The sequence below is a fragment of the Tsukamurella paurometabola genome, assembly GCF_900631615.1.
In the GTDB taxonomy this organism is placed as follows: domain Bacteria; phylum Actinomycetota; class Actinomycetes; order Mycobacteriales; family Mycobacteriaceae; genus Tsukamurella; species Tsukamurella paurometabola_A.
The window spans coordinates 62,709-77,376 of record NZ_LR131273.1 but is presented as its reverse complement, the minus strand read 5'-3'; the positions used below and the strand labels follow the sequence as shown (position 1 = coordinate 77,376).

23 protein-coding genes are annotated in these 14,668 nt (G+C 69.9%); all 23 read left to right on the top strand.

From position 1 onward, the window contains the following. Positions 1 to 144 precede the first annotated feature (144 nt). The gene (locus tag ELY19_RS00450) at positions 145 to 675 is read left to right on the top strand and encodes a hypothetical protein (RefSeq protein ID WP_126194442.1); all 531 of its coding nucleotides are present in this window, start codon (positions 145 to 147) and stop codon (positions 673 to 675) included. Continuing rightward, positions 672 to 863: a hypothetical protein gene (locus tag ELY19_RS00445; RefSeq protein WP_126194441.1), complete on the top strand. Its 192-nt coding sequence runs from the start codon at positions 672 to 674 to the stop codon at positions 861 to 863. The genes ELY19_RS00450 and ELY19_RS00445 overlap by 4 nt, the downstream gene beginning before the upstream one ends. Beyond that, a complete protein-coding gene (locus ELY19_RS00440) occupies positions 860 to 1,264 on the top strand; it encodes a hypothetical protein (protein WP_126194440.1) in 405 nt (134 codons plus the stop codon). The genes ELY19_RS00445 and ELY19_RS00440 overlap by 4 nt, the downstream gene beginning before the upstream one ends. Continuing rightward, positions 1,254 to 1,886, top strand: a complete 633-nt coding sequence (locus ELY19_RS00435) for a hypothetical protein (protein WP_126194439.1) — start codon at positions 1,254 to 1,256, stop codon at positions 1,884 to 1,886. The genes ELY19_RS00440 and ELY19_RS00435 overlap by 11 nt, the downstream gene beginning before the upstream one ends. Then, positions 1,883 to 2,323: a hypothetical protein gene (locus tag ELY19_RS00430; protein WP_126194438.1), complete on the top strand. Its 441-nt coding sequence runs from the start codon at positions 1,883 to 1,885 to the stop codon at positions 2,321 to 2,323. The genes ELY19_RS00435 and ELY19_RS00430 overlap by 4 nt, the downstream gene beginning before the upstream one ends. Continuing rightward, on the top strand, positions 2,320 to 2,571 hold the full coding sequence (locus ELY19_RS00425) for a hypothetical protein (protein ID WP_126194437.1): 252 nt from the start codon (positions 2,320 to 2,322) through the stop codon (positions 2,569 to 2,571). The genes ELY19_RS00430 and ELY19_RS00425 overlap by 4 nt, the downstream gene beginning before the upstream one ends. Continuing rightward, positions 2,571 to 3,503: an NUMOD4 domain-containing protein gene (locus ELY19_RS00420; protein ID WP_164711473.1), complete on the top strand. Its 933-nt coding sequence runs from the start codon at positions 2,571 to 2,573 to the stop codon at positions 3,501 to 3,503. The genes ELY19_RS00425 and ELY19_RS00420 overlap by 1 nt, the downstream gene beginning before the upstream one ends. Further along, the gene (locus tag ELY19_RS00415) at positions 3,503 to 4,318 is read left to right on the top strand and encodes a hypothetical protein (protein ID WP_126194435.1); all 816 of its coding nucleotides are present in this window, start codon (positions 3,503 to 3,505) and stop codon (positions 4,316 to 4,318) included. Before ELY19_RS00420 ends, ELY19_RS00415 begins: the two co-directional genes overlap by 1 nt. A gap of 369 nt (positions 4,319 to 4,687) precedes the next feature. Continuing rightward, positions 4,688 to 4,882, top strand: coding sequence for a hypothetical protein (locus tag ELY19_RS00410; RefSeq protein WP_126194434.1), 195 nt, complete (start codon positions 4,688 to 4,690; stop codon positions 4,880 to 4,882). Further along, on the top strand, positions 4,879 to 5,286 hold the full coding sequence (locus tag ELY19_RS24075; RefSeq protein WP_126194433.1) for an HNH endonuclease: 408 nt from the start codon (positions 4,879 to 4,881) through the stop codon (positions 5,284 to 5,286). The genes ELY19_RS00410 and ELY19_RS24075 overlap by 4 nt, the downstream gene beginning before the upstream one ends. 103 nt (positions 5,287 to 5,389) lie before the next feature. Further along, complete coding sequence (locus tag ELY19_RS00400) at positions 5,390 to 5,740, top strand: hypothetical protein (protein ID WP_126194432.1); 351 nt, start codon at positions 5,390 to 5,392, stop codon at positions 5,738 to 5,740. Positions 5,741 to 5,743: 3 nt separating this feature from the next. Continuing rightward, the gene (locus tag ELY19_RS00395) at positions 5,744 to 7,540 is read left to right on the top strand and encodes a terminase large subunit domain-containing protein (RefSeq protein ID WP_126194431.1); all 1,797 of its coding nucleotides are present in this window, start codon (positions 5,744 to 5,746) and stop codon (positions 7,538 to 7,540) included. Further along, entirely contained in the window at positions 7,540 to 8,976 is a 1,437-nt protein-coding gene (locus ELY19_RS00390; RefSeq protein ID WP_126194430.1) for a phage portal protein, read from the top strand. The genes ELY19_RS00395 and ELY19_RS00390 overlap by 1 nt, the downstream gene beginning before the upstream one ends. After that, positions 8,951 to 9,817, top strand: coding sequence for a VG15 protein (locus ELY19_RS00385; protein ID WP_126194429.1), 867 nt, complete (start codon positions 8,951 to 8,953; stop codon positions 9,815 to 9,817). The genes ELY19_RS00390 and ELY19_RS00385 overlap by 26 nt, the downstream gene beginning before the upstream one ends. 64 nt (positions 9,818 to 9,881) lie before the next feature. Then, complete coding sequence (locus ELY19_RS23595; RefSeq protein WP_126194428.1) at positions 9,882 to 10,523, top strand: hypothetical protein; 642 nt, start codon at positions 9,882 to 9,884, stop codon at positions 10,521 to 10,523. A gap of 16 nt (positions 10,524 to 10,539) precedes the next feature. Continuing rightward, positions 10,540 to 10,917 carry a capsid cement protein gene (locus tag ELY19_RS00375; protein WP_126194427.1) on the top strand — a complete coding sequence of 126 codons (378 nt, stop codon included), beginning with the start codon at positions 10,540 to 10,542 and terminating at the stop codon, positions 10,915 to 10,917. A gap of 13 nt (positions 10,918 to 10,930) precedes the next feature. Beyond that, positions 10,931 to 11,836, top strand: a complete 906-nt coding sequence (locus tag ELY19_RS00370) for a major capsid protein (RefSeq protein WP_126194426.1) — start codon at positions 10,931 to 10,933, stop codon at positions 11,834 to 11,836. Further along, the gene (locus ELY19_RS00365) at positions 11,836 to 12,054 is read left to right on the top strand and encodes a hypothetical protein (RefSeq protein WP_126194425.1); all 219 of its coding nucleotides are present in this window, start codon (positions 11,836 to 11,838) and stop codon (positions 12,052 to 12,054) included. Before ELY19_RS00370 ends, ELY19_RS00365 begins: the two co-directional genes overlap by 1 nt. After that, entirely contained in the window at positions 12,041 to 12,430 is a 390-nt protein-coding gene (locus ELY19_RS00360; protein ID WP_126194424.1) for a Gp19/Gp15/Gp42 family protein, read from the top strand. Before ELY19_RS00365 ends, ELY19_RS00360 begins: the two co-directional genes overlap by 14 nt. After that, positions 12,427 to 12,771 (top strand): hypothetical protein, encoded by a 345-nt coding sequence (locus ELY19_RS00355; RefSeq protein WP_126194423.1) that lies wholly within the window; start codon positions 12,427 to 12,429, stop codon positions 12,769 to 12,771. Before ELY19_RS00360 ends, ELY19_RS00355 begins: the two co-directional genes overlap by 4 nt. Further along, positions 12,771 to 13,076 carry a hypothetical protein gene (locus tag ELY19_RS00350; RefSeq protein WP_126194422.1) on the top strand — a complete coding sequence of 102 codons (306 nt, stop codon included), beginning with the start codon at positions 12,771 to 12,773 and terminating at the stop codon, positions 13,074 to 13,076. Before ELY19_RS00355 ends, ELY19_RS00350 begins: the two co-directional genes overlap by 1 nt. Then, positions 13,073 to 13,537, top strand: coding sequence for a phage tail termination protein (locus tag ELY19_RS00345; RefSeq protein ID WP_126194421.1), 465 nt, complete (start codon positions 13,073 to 13,075; stop codon positions 13,535 to 13,537). The genes ELY19_RS00350 and ELY19_RS00345 overlap by 4 nt, the downstream gene beginning before the upstream one ends. Before the next feature lie 86 nt (positions 13,538 to 13,623). Next, positions 13,624 to 14,562 (top strand): hypothetical protein, encoded by a 939-nt coding sequence (locus ELY19_RS00340; protein ID WP_126194420.1) that lies wholly within the window; start codon positions 13,624 to 13,626, stop codon positions 14,560 to 14,562. Positions 14,563 to 14,668: the final 106 nt, after the last annotated feature.

Below are 14,668 nucleotides of genomic sequence, written 5' to 3'. Positions count from 1 at the left end.
GGAGCAGGCGCTCCGTGACGCGTCGAAGGTGTCTGTTGAGGGTGTGTGCCCGGAGTGCGGCCGGAAGTGTCGCCAGGAGGCTGCTGGGGCCCCGGAACCGTGCTTCCTGTGCGTGCACTCGCCCCGCGGGACGCGAGGTGCAGCATGACCGCCCCGAAGCTGGACGTGCAGCCGGGTTGGCGTGGCACCGAGGATCTGACGGACGCCGCTCCCGCTCCGCTGGAGCCGGAGGGGTACGTGACGGTTCCGGGGTTCGGGAAGTGGCTCCCACGTGGCCTGAAGTACCTGTTCGAGCAGATCGGCGTGCCCGAGGGTGGGTGTGCGGTGATGGAGGCGGTGGACGCGGTGCTTGAGAATCGGCAGCCCGCCCCGCTGGACCCGGGCAACCCCGAACACCTGCGGCAGGTCGCGGAGTTCCTGACGCACGTGACGGCGACGTTGGCACTCCACGACGCTCAGGCCGCCCTCATCGACGCCGAGAACGTCCTGTATCGGCAGGCTGAGCGCCTGGACCGCGAGCGCGCCGAGGCCGAGCAGGACGCCGCCGACCGTGAGCGGGCCGAGGAGTACGCCCGCACGCGGTGGGAGTTCGATACACCCACCTACTGGGAGTGCGTCGACGCCTACCTCGCCGGTATCCGTGCTGAGCGTGCACGCCTGGAGGTGGGACAGTGAGCGCTCAGAAGTTCAAGCTAGGCGACCGAGTAACTAACCGCTTTGACGAAGGCAAGGCGGTCGGGTTGATCACCAAGGTGATCAATTCCTACCTCTACGAGGTCGTACGGAGCGATGCCGGACTCATGGAGTTCGACCTACAGGTTGGCGACGACCTGGAATTGGCCGATCAGGAGCGTGTCTCGTGAGCGCCGTCGAGGACCGTCTCGCCGCCACGCTGGCGAAGCACCAGTTCTCCTACTTCAACGAGGTGGACTGTCGCTGTGGATGGGTTGCAGACCTGGGGGATTGCTCCCTGGCGCAGGCGCACGCCGCCCACGTCGCTGCCGTGATCGCCTCCTCCGACGACCTCGCCGTCATCGAACTGCCGAAGCCGAACGAGCGTGAAGACGACGACACTGCGACCACCTGGGGTGAGGCCTACAACAACCTGCAGGTGGGCGTCCATGACGAGTACGCGGATCAGGTGCAGGTGTGGGTGGACTACGAGCCGATTGAGCCGTGGAGTCCGCGTGAGGCCGTGGAGTTCGCCTCGCATCTGCTGGCTGCCGCGAAGGCTGCGGAAGGGGTGACCAGCGATGGCGAGTGACCCGACCGACCTCATCCGCGAAGCCGACGAGCACCACTACCTCGCCGAGTGCACGAACTCCGACTGCGCGGGCTGTGAGTGCGCGGCCTGCGGCGACGACTGGCCGTGTGAGGTGCGCCGCCTGCGGGATGCGCTCGACGCCATGCGCACGGAGCTGGCAGAGATGACGCTATCCCGTGCCGAACTGGCCGACGAGGCGCAGAAGCTGCGGAACTGGCGGGACGGCGATGCGCGACGCGAGCGCGACGAGGTTTCCGCTGCCCAGGCCGACCGGGATGAGGCGCTACAGCAGCTCGCGGAGGTGAATTTCGCACTGGCTGAGGCGAACGCAGCGGTACGTGCTGAGCATGCCGAACGTGCACGGTGGCAGGACCAGCAGCTCTGCACCGCCGTGGAGGCTGAGGCCGCCCTGGCTGAGGCGAACGCGACCATCGCGCGCTTCAAGCACGAAGTCAACATGATCGCCGCTCACCGAACCGACTGGGACGACAACGGACCCGAGCACGACGAGTGGCTGGCCTCCCTCGGGGAGAAGCGTCTCGGTGGACCGAACATCGCCTACCGGGGCATTCAGTACGCCGTGACGCGACTTCGCCGCGCCATCGAGGGGCCGCAGTCATGAGCGACGACATCCGAGTCCGGGCGGCGCGGCTCGCGGTTCGCCTGCGAACCTGGGGACACCGCCACGAGGCGAGCCTGATGGAAGATCTGGCCGAGGAAGTGGGTGCTCTCCGCGCGACGATCGAGGATCGCGACGATGCCCTCCTGCGGGCGGGCGGGGACAACCTGCGGCTGGGCCGGATTGTCGAGCGGGTGCAAGAGCTGGCCGACACCTACGGGTACACGCCGAACATGACCAGCGCGCACCACGAGATCGCGGACCAGATCACCCGTGCCATCGACGGTGCCCCTGATCCGCGCCGGGTGGAGACCGCCGAGGAGTTGGACGCAGCCCCCACCGGTCAGCGAAACATGTGGGACGGCTTCTGCGACGACTGTGAGTGCATCCACTGCAAGCCGATGGACTCGGAACCTTGGCACGGAAAGGCATCATCGTGACCTGGCTCATCGAACACCTACCGCGCATCCTCGCCGGAACCCTCGTGCTCGGCACCGCATGGGCGGCGCTCGCCGGGATCGTCGTCGCCGTCACCCCTGACGTTCCCGGGATGCGCCGGCGGATTGTTACCGGCCTGGTTGCCGTCCCACTCGCAGCCCTCGCATTCATGTTCATCGTCGCCGTGATCTACATGCTCACAGCGCTCGGCGGGTACGCGGTCACCGGCGACTGGCGATGGTGGTGGTGATGGCCCCTATCTGCGAGTTCTGCCACTTCGACTACATCGACCGCACGGACCACTCGGACTGCGGCCCCGACGCTGAGGAGACCACCGTGACCGAGTCCTGGGCCCCGATCCCCGACTCCGCCCACTACGAGGTGTCCGACCTCGGCAACGTCCGCTCGGTCACGCACACGAGCATCGCGAGCAACGGCATCCCCCGCACCATCGAGGGGAAGCCGATCGCCCGCCTCACCACCGAGAACGGTTCCCCGTACGTGTCGATCCGCCGGGACGCCGCTGTCCGGCCGACGAACCGGCGCATCGCCGCGCTGGTCCTCGAAGCGCACGCCGGCCCCGCACCGCAGGGCGCTCGACCGCGGGTGATCAACGGCGACCGCAGCGATGTCCGCCTGGCGAACCTCGAGTGGGCGGGACCGAAGCCGCCGAAGTCGAAGACGCCGAGGGTGCCGCGCGCGGCCACGAAGCGACCCGCCGCCCCGGCCCGCGCGCCCCGCCCACCGAAGCCCGCGCCGCCGACCGAGGTGGTCATCGACCTCACCGGCCTACCGATGATGTCCCCGAACGGCCGCCCGAACCACTACGCGCGCGCCCGCGACACCCACACCATCCGCCACTCCGTCGCCTGGCGGGCCCGCGCCGCCCACATCCCAACCGGCCTCGACCACCTCACGATCGAGTACCACTACCGTCCCGCCGAGGACCGCTACGCCTGGGACGCTCGGAACCTCGCGTCCGCCGGCATCTGGAAGGCGGCTCAAGATGCCCTCCACGCGCACCGCGGCCGCAGCAACGGCCCTACCCATCCGATCGTCCACGACGACAGCCCCAGCTTCATGACCGAGGTGGGGCCTACTCAGCACCCGGCCCGTAAGGGTGAACTCGCCGCGACGTGGCTGGTCATCCGCTGGACCGTCAACACCGAGAAGGCGAGCTGATGACCCAGACCAACGTCGACGGGTTCTTCATCACCCGCGCCGAGCAGGACAAGCTGCTCGAGCGCCTCACCGTCCTCTCCGAATGGCTCGCTGACGCGCTCGACGCCGCGGTCACGTGCCAGACGGTGCGCCCGGCCGGTCCCCGCGGCCGCAGAGCGAAGCGCGGCGCGACCGAGGACGACTCGAAGCTGCCGTACAACGAGGTCGCCAGCAAGGTCGCCGAGGTCCTCGCCGACACACTGAACGCCTGGGTGACCCACACCACCACCCAGCGGCAGTTCACGCACCCCGGGCGTCTGACGGTCAAGGCCGCCGCGAAGTGGCTCGGCACCCGCCGCCACGTCACGGCCCTCGCCCTCACCGAGGACGCCCCGGCGGCCTACGAGGAGATCTTCTACGCCTCCGACCGCGCGCTGCGTACCGTCGACCGCCGGCCCCTTCCGAGCTACGTCGGGGCGTGCGAGGTCTGCAAGGCCGACCTGTGGGCGCGCCGCGACGACGACGAGATCCTGTGCAAGGCGTGCGGCCTCGTCGTGCCGCGCGAGACCCACGAGCGGCGCATCGACGGCGAACTCCGCGACAGGCTGTTCACCGCGCGCGAACTCGTCGCGGTGGTCGACGCCAGACTGGGGCTGACGATCAAGCCGAAGACGGTGCACGATCTCGCGTACCGCGCGCGCCGGCCGATCCCCGTGAAGGGCTACGACCGGCAGACCGGCGTCCCGCTGTACCTGTGCGGCGACGTCATCGACGCGCTCACGCCACGCCTGCATCACCGCACCCGGACGCGCAACGACACGCGAACGGGTACTTGACACGCACACCGAACGGGTCTGCGGTAGGCTATAGCCGTAGGCGAGTGGACCGTGAAGGTTCCTCGCCTTTCGTGTACTTCCGCCCCGGGCATCGTCACCCTCGGCGGACGCTGCCCCGACAGCCGCCAGCCAGCGCACGGGCCAGCACGATCTCCCGGCCGGGTGTCGCACCGTCACCTGTTGCGGTCAAGCACCCACCACGGCCCCTCCGCAGTCACAGCACCGCACCCCGACCGCCCTACTCCGGGCCGGGTGGCGCTCGGGGCTCGGGACGCTGCACCCGCCGGGGGATCACACCAGGCCGCACCTACCCGCGAGTAGCGGTGCGGCATTCCTGCTGGTGGCACTCAGGAAAGCGCAGGCCGCACGATGAGCACCAAGCACGACGGCGAGTGGCATGAGCCCACCGCAGCGGTGAGGATGAGCAGGAACGGCTGGCCCATCGAAGCCATCCACGACGCCATCCTCACCCCCTGCAAGACGATCCGCGCCCAACTCCACCGCGCCGAGGTCGAATCCCAGGGCTACATGCGCGACCACATCGTCCGCTCCAAGCTCACATGAGCCGCTGGAACGACGGCGGACGCTACCACGGAGGCTTCCCCACCTCGGTACGCCGTGAGGCCCGCCGAACCCTGCCGATGCGGTGCGCACGATGCGGAGCCGACAACGCACCGCTCGAGCTCGACCACATCGTCAACGCGGCGGCCGGCGGCACCAACGACCTGACTAACGCCCAGTGGCTCTGCACCGACTGCCACGCAGCGAAGACCAAGACCGAAGCCCTCCACGGCGCCACTGCCCGGCGCGCCCGGCTCCGACTCCCCGTCGAGCCGCACCCAGGACTCGCCCCAAGACCCACCAACACCCCGTCGAACACCACGTTCGACACACCACCGGCGTTCGACCCAACCCCACCCCTGGGGGAGGACCCCGAACCCCGATCACGCCAGCGCCGGGACGTATAGCACTCCGGATCCTGCGTGCGTCGTTCCTGGTGTTTCGCCACTGCTCGTTCCTAACCGCGGCCCTGGTGGCTGCGTTGATCCCCCTGAGACCCTGGAGGTCGCCGTGGATGCTGAACCCGATGGACTGGATGCGGCCGGCCGGAAGCTGTTCGCCGCGATCACGTCGCAGTACAAGTTGCGCGCCGACGAGCTGCGGGTCCTCGAGGATGCGTGCTTCGAGGCGGATCTGATCGACAGCCTCCGTGAGGAGCTGAAGGATCAGCCGACGCTGGTGCGCGGCTCGCAGGGCCAGAAGGTCATCAACCCGATGATCTCGGAGCTGCGGCAGCACCGTGCGACGCTGTCGAACCTGCTGAAGCAGCTGCGTCTGCCGGATCCGGCGGACACGGCGGAGGCGCGGTCGACGCAGGCGCGTGCGGCTGCGAACGCGCGCTGGCAGAAGCGCACGGGGTAGCTGGTGGCGACGACGCTCAGCGCGGGTGTCGCGACGAAGGACGACGACTCCTACGCGGCACTCCGCGCGCCGGCCGACTGGTACTGGCACGAGCTCGAGGGTTCGTCCGGCAGGGTCGCGCCAAAGCGGCGGTGGGAGCCGGTGAAGATCGGCCCGACGTGGCAGACCGTCGGCGGCGGCTGGGTGCTCCCGAAGCTGACCCTCGGCTGGCACATGCTCGGCTGGTGCGGGATGCGGCTCCGTGGCCCTGACGGCGCGGAGCAGGTGTTCACACTCGAGCAAGCGCGGTTCCTGCTCTGGTACTACGCCGTCGACGAGAACGGCCGCTGGCTGACGTCGAACGCGGTGCTGCAGCGGCTGAAGGGCTGGGGCAAGGACCCGCTGGGCGCGGCGATCGCCGCGTACTCGGCGTTCGGGCCGTCGATGGTCGATCGGATCGACGACGACGGCACCGTCCACGGGACGCAGAACCCGGCGGCGTGGGTGCAGGTCGTCGCGGTGTCGCAGGAGCAGACGAAGAACACGATGAAGCTGTTCCCGACGATCCTCCCGCCGGAGACGATCCGGCGGTACGGCATCCAGATCGGCCGGCTGAACGTGTGGGGCCTCGGCGACACGGTGCAGATCGAGGCGATCACGTCGTCCCCGCTCGCCGTGGAGGGCGGACGGCCGACGCAGGTGATCCGCAACGAGACGCAGAACTGGAACAGCTCGAACCAGGGCCACGACCTCGCGGGCGCTGTCGACGGCAACGTGGCGAAGTCGCCGCGGGGCACAGCCCGGATCCTCGACATCTGCAACGCGTACCGGCCGGGCACGGACTCGGTGGGGGAGCGGACCCGGGAAGCGTGGGAGAACGCGTGCGCGGCCGGCATCGACATCGGCCTGCTGTACGACTCCCTCGAGGCACCGCCGGACGCCCCGCTGACGGTGGAGGAAGCGCCCGCGGTGTTGGAGGCGGTCCGCGGCGACGCGTACTGGCTGGACACCGCGTCGGACGGCGAGATCCTGAAGTCGATCGCGCGGACCACGAACAGCCCCAGCGAGTCCCGGCGGAAGTGGTACAACCAGATCACCGCGACCGCGGATGCGTGGATCACCCCGCAGGCGTTCGACGTGCAGGCTGTGCCGCAGATCGTGGCCGACGGCGAACCGGTGGTGCTGTTCTTCGACGGGTCGAAGTCGGACGACTCGACGGGCCTCGTCGGCTGCAGGCTGTCCGACGGGTTCGTGTTCACCGCCGGTGTGTGGGAACGTCCACCGGGCCGCGAGGTGTGGCAGGTGGACCGCGAGGCCGTCGACCTCCGTGTCACCGAGACGGTGGAGCGGCTGAACGTGATCGGCCTGTGGGCCGACCCATCGGACGCCCGCGACGACGAGACGGGTGAGCGGTTCTGGGAAGACCTCCTGGACCGCTGGGCGCGCCGCTGGGGTCGCCAGTTCACGATGCACGCGGTGAAGACCGGCGACGGTGCGCACCCGATCATCTGGGACATGCGCTCACCGGCGCACCAGAAGCTGTTCGTCGAGCACGCCGAGCGCGCGATGACGGACATCATGGAAGGCAACTTCCCCCACGACGGGCACAAGAAGCTGGCGCAGCACGTGAAGAACGCGCGCCGCCGGCCGTCGAAGTACGGCGTCTCGCTCGGCAAGGAGCACCGCGAGTCCCGCCGGAAGGTCGACCTCGCGGTGTGTGCGGTCGGCGCCCGGATGATGTGGCGGATCCATCAGGCCGCGCAGGCGGACGCGAAGATCCGCACGAACCAGGCGATGTCGATCACGCGAAGGAGGTGGTGATGCGGAAGCAGGCCGCAGTGGACGCCGCACGGCAGATCATGTCCGGCGCGCGCGCGTGGGAATCGCACCGCCTCGACAGGATCTTCCGCGCCATGCAGCCGGCGCGTGACTTGGCGCTGAGCCCGTCGGCGCTCGACGTTCCGGTGTCGTTGCAGCAGTGGGAGAACGCGGCGGGCGTGAACCCGCTCGACGTGATCGTGCCCCCGGATGCCCCGCCCGCGATGCAGCGCCTCGCGGGGAAGTCGCGCACGAACTTCCTGCCGCTGGTGGTCGACACCTTCGGTCAGGTGATGAAGGTCGACAACTACCTCGCGTCGGACGGGGAGAGCACCCCGGCGGCGTGGAACGACTGGCAGCGGAACCGGTTCGACGCGCGGCAGACCGGTGTGCACCGGTCCGCGCTCACCTACGGCGCCAGCTACGTGACGGTGCTCCCCGGCGACGACGAGAACGGCCCGGCGTGGCGCGGCGTGTCCCCGCGGAACATGACCGCGATCTACGCGGACCCCGACGACGAGTGGCCGATCATGGCCCTCGAGGTCGACCGCAAGCTGGTGAAGCTGTACGACGAGACGAACGTGTACTACCTCGGCGCGGAGAACACGCCGACGGACCTGTTCGGCGCCCCGAACTGGGCGACCGTCGCGGACATTGAGTTCATCGAGGCCCGCGAGCACGGCGTCGGCCGCTGCCCGGTGGTGCGGTTCCGCGACAAGATGCTCCTGGATGGCGAGGAACAGTTCGGCATCGTCGAGCCGCTGATGACGATCCAGCAGCGCATCAACGAGACGAACTTCGGAATGCTGGTCACCCAGTACTTCTCGGCGTTCCGCCAGCGGTACGTGATGGGCTGGTACCCGGAGAGTGAGCTCGAAGAGGCGCGGGCGTTCGCCGGCGACACCTGGCTGTTCAAGGACGCCGACGTGAAGGTGGGCCAGTTCGAGGAGAGTTCGCCCGAGTACTACATCAAGTCGAAGGCGTCCGCGATCCAGGATCTCGGCGCGATCTCCCAGCTCCCCATCCAGAACTTCGGGTCCGACGGCATCAGCAACATCAGCGCCGAGACCCTGTCCGCGCTCGAGACCGGCATGTCCCGCAAGAGCGACGAGATCACCACCAGCTTCGGCGAGTCCTGGGAGCAGGCGTTCCGGCTGTCGGCGTACATCTCCGGCGACACCAAGGGCGCGCAGGACTTCGGCGCCGAGGTGAAGTGGCGCGACGTCACCGCGCGCTCGTTCGCGCAGACCGTCGACGGGCTCGGCAAGCTCGGGCAGATGCTCGGCGTGCCCGACGAGATCCTGTGGGAGGACATCCCCAACTGGACGCGGGAGAAGGTCAAGCGCGCGCAGACGATGCGCGAGAGCACGGACCCGCTGACACGGATGTACCTGGGGAATCGTGCGGTGAACGATGACGCAGCCGGCGGCGGCGAGTAGCTACCTCGCAGCCGCGGGCACGCTGGACGTCGTCGCGTTCCAGCGCGCGCAGGCCGCGATCGCGCAGGGGATCGTGACGGTCACCGGCCGCGCGATGCAGCGGCATGGCCTGCCGACAACGCCGACGGCCCGGGCGCAGATCGTCCAGCGGATCCTCCCCACGGTCGTCGCGGCCCGGCGGTCCTCGTACGAGGCGGGCGCCGCGCACCTGCGGTACGCCGCCCGGACCGCGGGCGCACCGACCCCGGTGCCGGCGCCGATCGCCACCTACTCCCGGGACGTCCTCGACGAGGCGATCGAAGCCGCCGTGGAGAAGACGGCCCCCCGCGGGCGTGTCCGCGTGACCGAGGTAGACCCGGCCGTACTGGACCAGGTGTCCCGCAGTCGCCCGCGTGTGCGCGTCACCGTCGCCGCGACCGTCGCGAAGCACGCCCAGGCCGCCGGTCGCGCCGTCGTCGCGGACACCGCCGACACCCTCGGCGATCAGGTCGGCTGGGCGCGGGTGCTCACCGGCGCCGAGAACTGCGCGTTCTGCGTGATGCTCGCGTCCCGCGGGCCCGTGTACAAGACCGCCCGCGACGCCCAGCATCGCGGCCGCAACCAGATCGACGACACGTACCACAACAACTGCGACTGCGTCCCCACGCTGGTCTTCAAGGGCCGCGACTGGGAGGGCCGGGAGCGGTTCGAGCTCGCCGAAGACCTGTGGACCGAGGCCACGAAGGGCTACCGGCAGAAGGACGCCCTGAACGCGCTCCGCCGCCAGCTGGCCCGCGCCGAGCGCGAGGGCTGGACCCATCAGCAGCTCCTTGACGTGCTGCTCGAAGAGAACGCCCCGTAGAAGACTTCCCCGCCCAGGTGGCGGGGCCGAGTAACACCCCCGAACGCCCAGGAGGCAATTCCCCATGACCGCTCCGACCGAACCGACGGCGCCGGCCGCTCCCGCTGCTCCCGCAGCAGCACCTGCAGCGCCTGCAGCTCCCGCGGCGCCGCCTGCGCCCCCCGCACCGGCCGCGAGCGCAGCCCCCACCCCTGCACCCGCCCCGCCGGCCGCGCCGCAGCAGCCCGCCCCGGCCGAGCCGCAGGACGACGTCCCGGACGACTGGCCCGAGTCCGCGAAGGCCGCGCTCCGGAAGAAGAACAACGAGGCCAAGAACCTCCGTGACCGCCTGAAGGCGCAGGAGCCGATGGTCACGGCCGCCCAGGAGGCGGAACGCGCCAAGATGAGCGAGCTCGAGCGGGCGACCGCGGACAACGAGGCCCTGCGTCAGCAGCTCGCCGCCCGTGACACCGAGGTGCTGAAAGTCAAGTACCAGCTGACCGACGACGACCTGGAGTTCATCGGCAGCGGCACCTTCGAGGAGCGGTCAGCGCGCGCGGAGAAGTTCGCGGCCCGCGTCCAGGCCGCAGGACAGGCGACCCCCGGTGGGCCGCCGTCGAACCGGCCGCAGGTCAACCTGCGTCCTGGCGCATCACCCGACGCCCCGGTGGTGGAGGACAACTCGTATCCCGCGTCGTGGGGCTTCCAGCCCCCGGCACGCACCTAGGAAGGACTTCGTCACCATGGCGAATGAAGCAAAGCCCCTGTTCCGACCCGGCGCCAACGTCACCGCGGTGACGACCGCCGCGGTCACCGGCAAGACGTTCGTCGGGGTCTCCGCGACCCGCGACACCGACTCCGGCCTCGTCAAGGTCGCCCCCGCCACGGGCGCGGCCAAGCCGTTCGGCGTCGCCGGGTACGACGCCGCGTCCGGCGCGACCCTGCCCGTCCTGCGCGGCGGGATCCTGTTCGTCACGGCCGGCGGCGCGATCGCTGCGGGCGCGCAGGTCGAGGTCGGCGCGGGCGGGAAGGCTGTGACCCTCGCGTCCGGCGTCGCCGTCGGCGTCGCCCTGGAGACCGGCACCGCCAACAACGACGTGCTCATCGCACTGGACATCTGAGAGGAGCTGAATCATGGCTAACACCGCATACTCGCAGGAGTACCCCCTCGGGTCGCCCGCCGTGGTCGGCAACAGCCTGACCGTCGACCTGATGCTGAAGCAGCCGACGCGGATCAACGCGTACCTGTCGAACATCGCTCTCAAGGGCTACTTCGCGGAGCGGATCTTCACCAATGGCGGCGGCGTGTCCGGCGGCGCGCTGGTCTACGACCAGCTCACGTCGAACGACCTGTTCCCGACCCGCTCGGTGCAGGAGGTCGCCCCGGGCGCCGAGTTCCCCGAGGTCACGTTCGACCGGCCCGAGCCGAAGACCGCGCAGGTCAAGAAGCTCGGCGGCAAGTTCCGCGTCACCGACGAGGCACGCGACCGCAACGACCTCTCGGCGATCCAGAACGAGGGCGTCAAGCTCGGCAACGACGTGCAGCGCCAGCTGCACACGCGCGCCCTCGGCGAGCTCGAGGCGTCGCTCACCGCGATCGGCGCCGACGGCACCATGGTCGGCAAGTCGTGGGCCGACGCCACCGCGCTCACGATCTCCACGGAGAACAAGGCCGCCCTTCCGGCCGCGGACCTCGCGGAGCTCCGGCGCCGTGCCGCGGTCAAGGAGCTCGGCTCCGAGTTCAACCTCCTGGTGCTGCACCCGAACGAGGTCGCGAACCTGTCGATCATCTACGGCGACGCCGAGGGATGGCTGCGGGCGCAGGGCTTCGGCCTGGCGGTGTCGAACATCGTCACCGCCGGCAGCGCCTACGCGGTGTCCGAGGGCCTCGTCGGGCAGGTCCGCTACGAGCAGGAGCTCCGTACCGTCGCCTTCCGGGACGACGCCACGGAGTCGACGTGGGTGCAGACCAGCATCCGCCCCGTGTTCGCGGTGACCAACCCGTTCAACGCCATCAAGATCACCGGGCTCGCGGCCTGATGGCTGAGGCGAAGCGGACCGTCCGCGTCGGGTCGATGGCGTACGTCGACCCGGACGGGCGGACCCGGCGCGCGGACTGCGGCGCCGAGGTGTCGGTGCACCAGGACGACGCGGAGCGGTTCGACATGCTCAACGTCCTTCCCGGTGACCCTGCGCCCGCTGAGCCGCCAGCCGCGAAGCCGCGCCGCACGAAGGCGGCAGGCAATGGCGACGGGTGACCCGTACGCAGGGGTCTCCGACCTCGAGGCCCGCTGGCGGCCCCTGAACGACGCTGAGACCGCGGTAGCGACCACGCTGCTCGGTGACGCCTCGTACTGGGTCCGCCAGTGGTTCCCCGCGGAGACCGCGCAGATCGACGCCGGCGAGGCCGACGCCACCGGCGTGAAGATCCTGGTGTGCACCATGGTCAAGCGGGCCATGATCGCGCTCAACGACGACAGCAAGTCCTCCGAGACCGAGATGTACGGCCCGTTCATGCACGTGCGCGCCTTCTCCAACCCGTCGGGGAATCTGTACATACTCGACTCCGAGTGCGACATGATCCGCGGCCGCACACCCGGCTTCAAGTCCCTGCGGATGAACGGCGCCTGGTGAGCTTCCGGTTCGGCGAGTCGATCCGCATCACCCGCCCACCCGACCGGGATCGGTTCGGCGACCAGCCCGGCCAGCCGACCGAGACCACCGTGACCGGAGTCGGATTCGCGTTCAGCTCCACCAACACGAAATGGCCGCTCGACGGCGAGGACCTCGCCGAGAACGAGGCCATGCTGTTCCTGCCCGAGGGCACCGACATCCGAAAGGGCGACACCGTGACCCGGGTCGTCGACGGATCGACGTGGCACGCGGTGGGCCGCCAGCAGTGGAACGGGTCGGTGCACCCGATGACCGGCTGGAGCTCGGGCATGTTCACCCAGAAGGTGCGGGAGGCCAGCTGATGGAGTTCGAAGCCGACTACGCGGGAATGGGCCGGTGGCTCCGCGGCCCCGAGTCCACGGCGATCACCCGTGCTGCGGGGGAGCGCGCGAAGGCGATCTACCAGAGCGTCGTCGCCCGCCGAACTGGCCAGCTCGCCGAGTCGGCGACGGTGAGCATGAGCCGGGGTCGCAACGGCCGCCCGGTCGCCACGCTGACCGTCGGTGGCACAAGCGCCTCGTACGGCCTCGCGCACGAGTTCGGCGCCGACGGCGGAGTGCAGACCGCGCACCACGACCTGCTCGTCACCCTCGGGATGCTCCGATGACGTGGCAGCCGCCCGCCGGGTACGTCCGCCGCACACCGGATGTCGAGGCCCTCGTCCTCGACATGGTGCAGCCGCTCCTCGACGTCGGCACGCCAACCGGGCGCGCGGTCACCTGGTGGCCGGACGACGCAGACAAGCTCATCGCGCTGGGGGTCCCACTTGCCCGGGTGCGGAAGATCCCCGGCATCGTCGAACTCGAGGGCCGCCAGATCCAGGCCAACGTGCTGCTGACGGTGCGCACCGGATCCCGATCCGAGTCGTGGGACATCCTCACGTACCTCGGCGACGAGCTCACCCGCCGCTGGCACAAGGGCGGAATCGTCGACCGCGAGGACGGCTCACGGTCTGCGGTGGCGCGCCTCGAGGTCGACGCCGCAGATCAGCAGCTCCCCGAGCTCGATCCCGACTTCCGCGCGGTGTCGAACTACGTGACCCTCACGCTGATGCGGCGCACCGCCTGACCCACCCCTGAACGAGCACCGGACCCGCCTCGGGCCCGGGGTTCCGTCATGCCCCCGCGGGGGCGAAACCCCTCGAAGGAGAATCCATGACCACGCAGACCCAGCTCTACAAGGACGCGCAGAACCTCGGCGTCCTCGTCGCCCAGGACATCGCGATCCTCGCGAAGCCCTACGTCAAGGGCGCCCTCGCCCCAGACCCGCTGTTCGACGCCAACGGCATCGTCGCGAACTCGCTGGCTTCGTACGCCTCGTGCGGCGAGATCGAGCAGAAGGCTGGGGTGAAGATCACCCCGGACGTGAAGTACAACGACATCATGGGCTACGGCTCCCGCGCGCCCCGCCGCCGTCTGCTGCAGTCCGAGGGCCTCGGACTCGACTTCACGCCGCAGGAGGTCCGCCGGATCGTCAAGGAGATGAACGGCAACCTGCAGGCCGGCGCGTTCGAGGCCACGACCACCGGCGGCGTGCGGTGGAAGAAGACCGCGGGCTCGATGCCCCGTTACTGGTCGGTCTTCCTGCTCGCGGAGGACATCAACGACGAGACCCTCGAGCCGATCTACCAGTGGTGGCACTTCCCGAAGCTGGGTCTCGACAAGCCCGGCGCGCAGTCGCTGACCATGGACGCCGCATCGGAGTCGCCGACCACGCTGACGCTGCTGCAGGACGGCGACAACCTGTACGAGGCCGGCATCGACGGCCCCGGGTTCGCCTCCATCGCGGCGGCGCTCGGGTTCGGCGCCGACACCGCCTACGTCGTGACCATCAGCGGCACCCCGACGGGCGGAACCTGGACGTACACCATCGGCGGCCAGACCACCGCGGGCATCCCGTACAACGCCACGGCGACCGCGGTGCGCTCGGCGATCGAGGCGCTGTCGAACGTCGGTGCGGGCAACGTGCTCGTCACCGGTTCGGCGGGTGGCCCCTGGACGATCACCCTCTCGGGTGTGTCCGGCGTTCCCACCGTGTCCGGCGCGGGCCTCACCGGCGGCACCTCGCCGACGGTGACCATCGCCCCGGCGTAACCCCCCTGATCGTCGGCCCGCGCCGTAGTTCCTCCCCCGGCGCGGCGCGGGCCGGCATCCCAGCACCATCCAACGACCGGGGGAACAGCCGAGGGAGGCAACCGTC

What these genes read in the sequence shown, in the direction of transcription:
- ELY19_RS00350 (WP_126194422.1), top strand. Translation starts at nt 12,771, where the DNA reads ATGGAGTTCGAAGCCGACTACGCGGGAATGGGCCGGTGGCTCCGCGGC.
- ELY19_RS00385 (WP_126194429.1), top strand. Translation starts at nt 8,951, where the DNA reads ATGACGCAGCCGGCGGCGGCGAGTAGCTACCTCGCAGCCGCGGGCACG.
- ELY19_RS00420 (WP_164711473.1), top strand. Translation starts at nt 2,571, where the DNA reads ATGGCCCCTATCTGCGAGTTCTGCCACTTCGACTACATCGACCGCACG.
- ELY19_RS00390 (WP_126194430.1), top strand. Translation starts at nt 7,540, where the DNA reads ATGCGGAAGCAGGCCGCAGTGGACGCCGCACGGCAGATCATGTCCGGC.
- ELY19_RS00430 (WP_126194438.1), top strand. Translation starts at nt 1,883, where the DNA reads ATGAGCGACGACATCCGAGTCCGGGCGGCGCGGCTCGCGGTTCGCCTG.
- ELY19_RS23595 (WP_126194428.1), top strand. Translation starts at nt 9,882, where the DNA reads ATGACCGCTCCGACCGAACCGACGGCGCCGGCCGCTCCCGCTGCTCCC.
- ELY19_RS00370 (WP_126194426.1), top strand. Translation starts at nt 10,931, where the DNA reads ATGGCTAACACCGCATACTCGCAGGAGTACCCCCTCGGGTCGCCCGCC.
- ELY19_RS00375 (WP_126194427.1), top strand. Translation starts at nt 10,540, where the DNA reads ATGGCGAATGAAGCAAAGCCCCTGTTCCGACCCGGCGCCAACGTCACC.
- ELY19_RS00450 (WP_126194442.1), top strand. Translation starts at nt 145, where the DNA reads ATGACCGCCCCGAAGCTGGACGTGCAGCCGGGTTGGCGTGGCACCGAG.
- ELY19_RS00365 (WP_126194425.1), top strand. Translation starts at nt 11,836, where the DNA reads ATGGCTGAGGCGAAGCGGACCGTCCGCGTCGGGTCGATGGCGTACGTC.
- ELY19_RS00360 (WP_126194424.1), top strand. Translation starts at nt 12,041, where the DNA reads ATGGCGACGGGTGACCCGTACGCAGGGGTCTCCGACCTCGAGGCCCGC.
- ELY19_RS24075 (WP_126194433.1), top strand. Translation starts at nt 4,879, where the DNA reads ATGAGCCGCTGGAACGACGGCGGACGCTACCACGGAGGCTTCCCCACC.
- ELY19_RS00435 (WP_126194439.1), top strand. Translation starts at nt 1,254, where the DNA reads ATGGCGAGTGACCCGACCGACCTCATCCGCGAAGCCGACGAGCACCAC.
- ELY19_RS00345 (WP_126194421.1), top strand. Translation starts at nt 13,073, where the DNA reads ATGACGTGGCAGCCGCCCGCCGGGTACGTCCGCCGCACACCGGATGTC.
- ELY19_RS00410 (WP_126194434.1), top strand. Translation starts at nt 4,688, where the DNA reads ATGAGCACCAAGCACGACGGCGAGTGGCATGAGCCCACCGCAGCGGTG.
- ELY19_RS00340 (WP_126194420.1), top strand. Translation starts at nt 13,624, where the DNA reads ATGACCACGCAGACCCAGCTCTACAAGGACGCGCAGAACCTCGGCGTC.
- ELY19_RS00415 (WP_126194435.1), top strand. Translation starts at nt 3,503, where the DNA reads ATGACCCAGACCAACGTCGACGGGTTCTTCATCACCCGCGCCGAGCAG.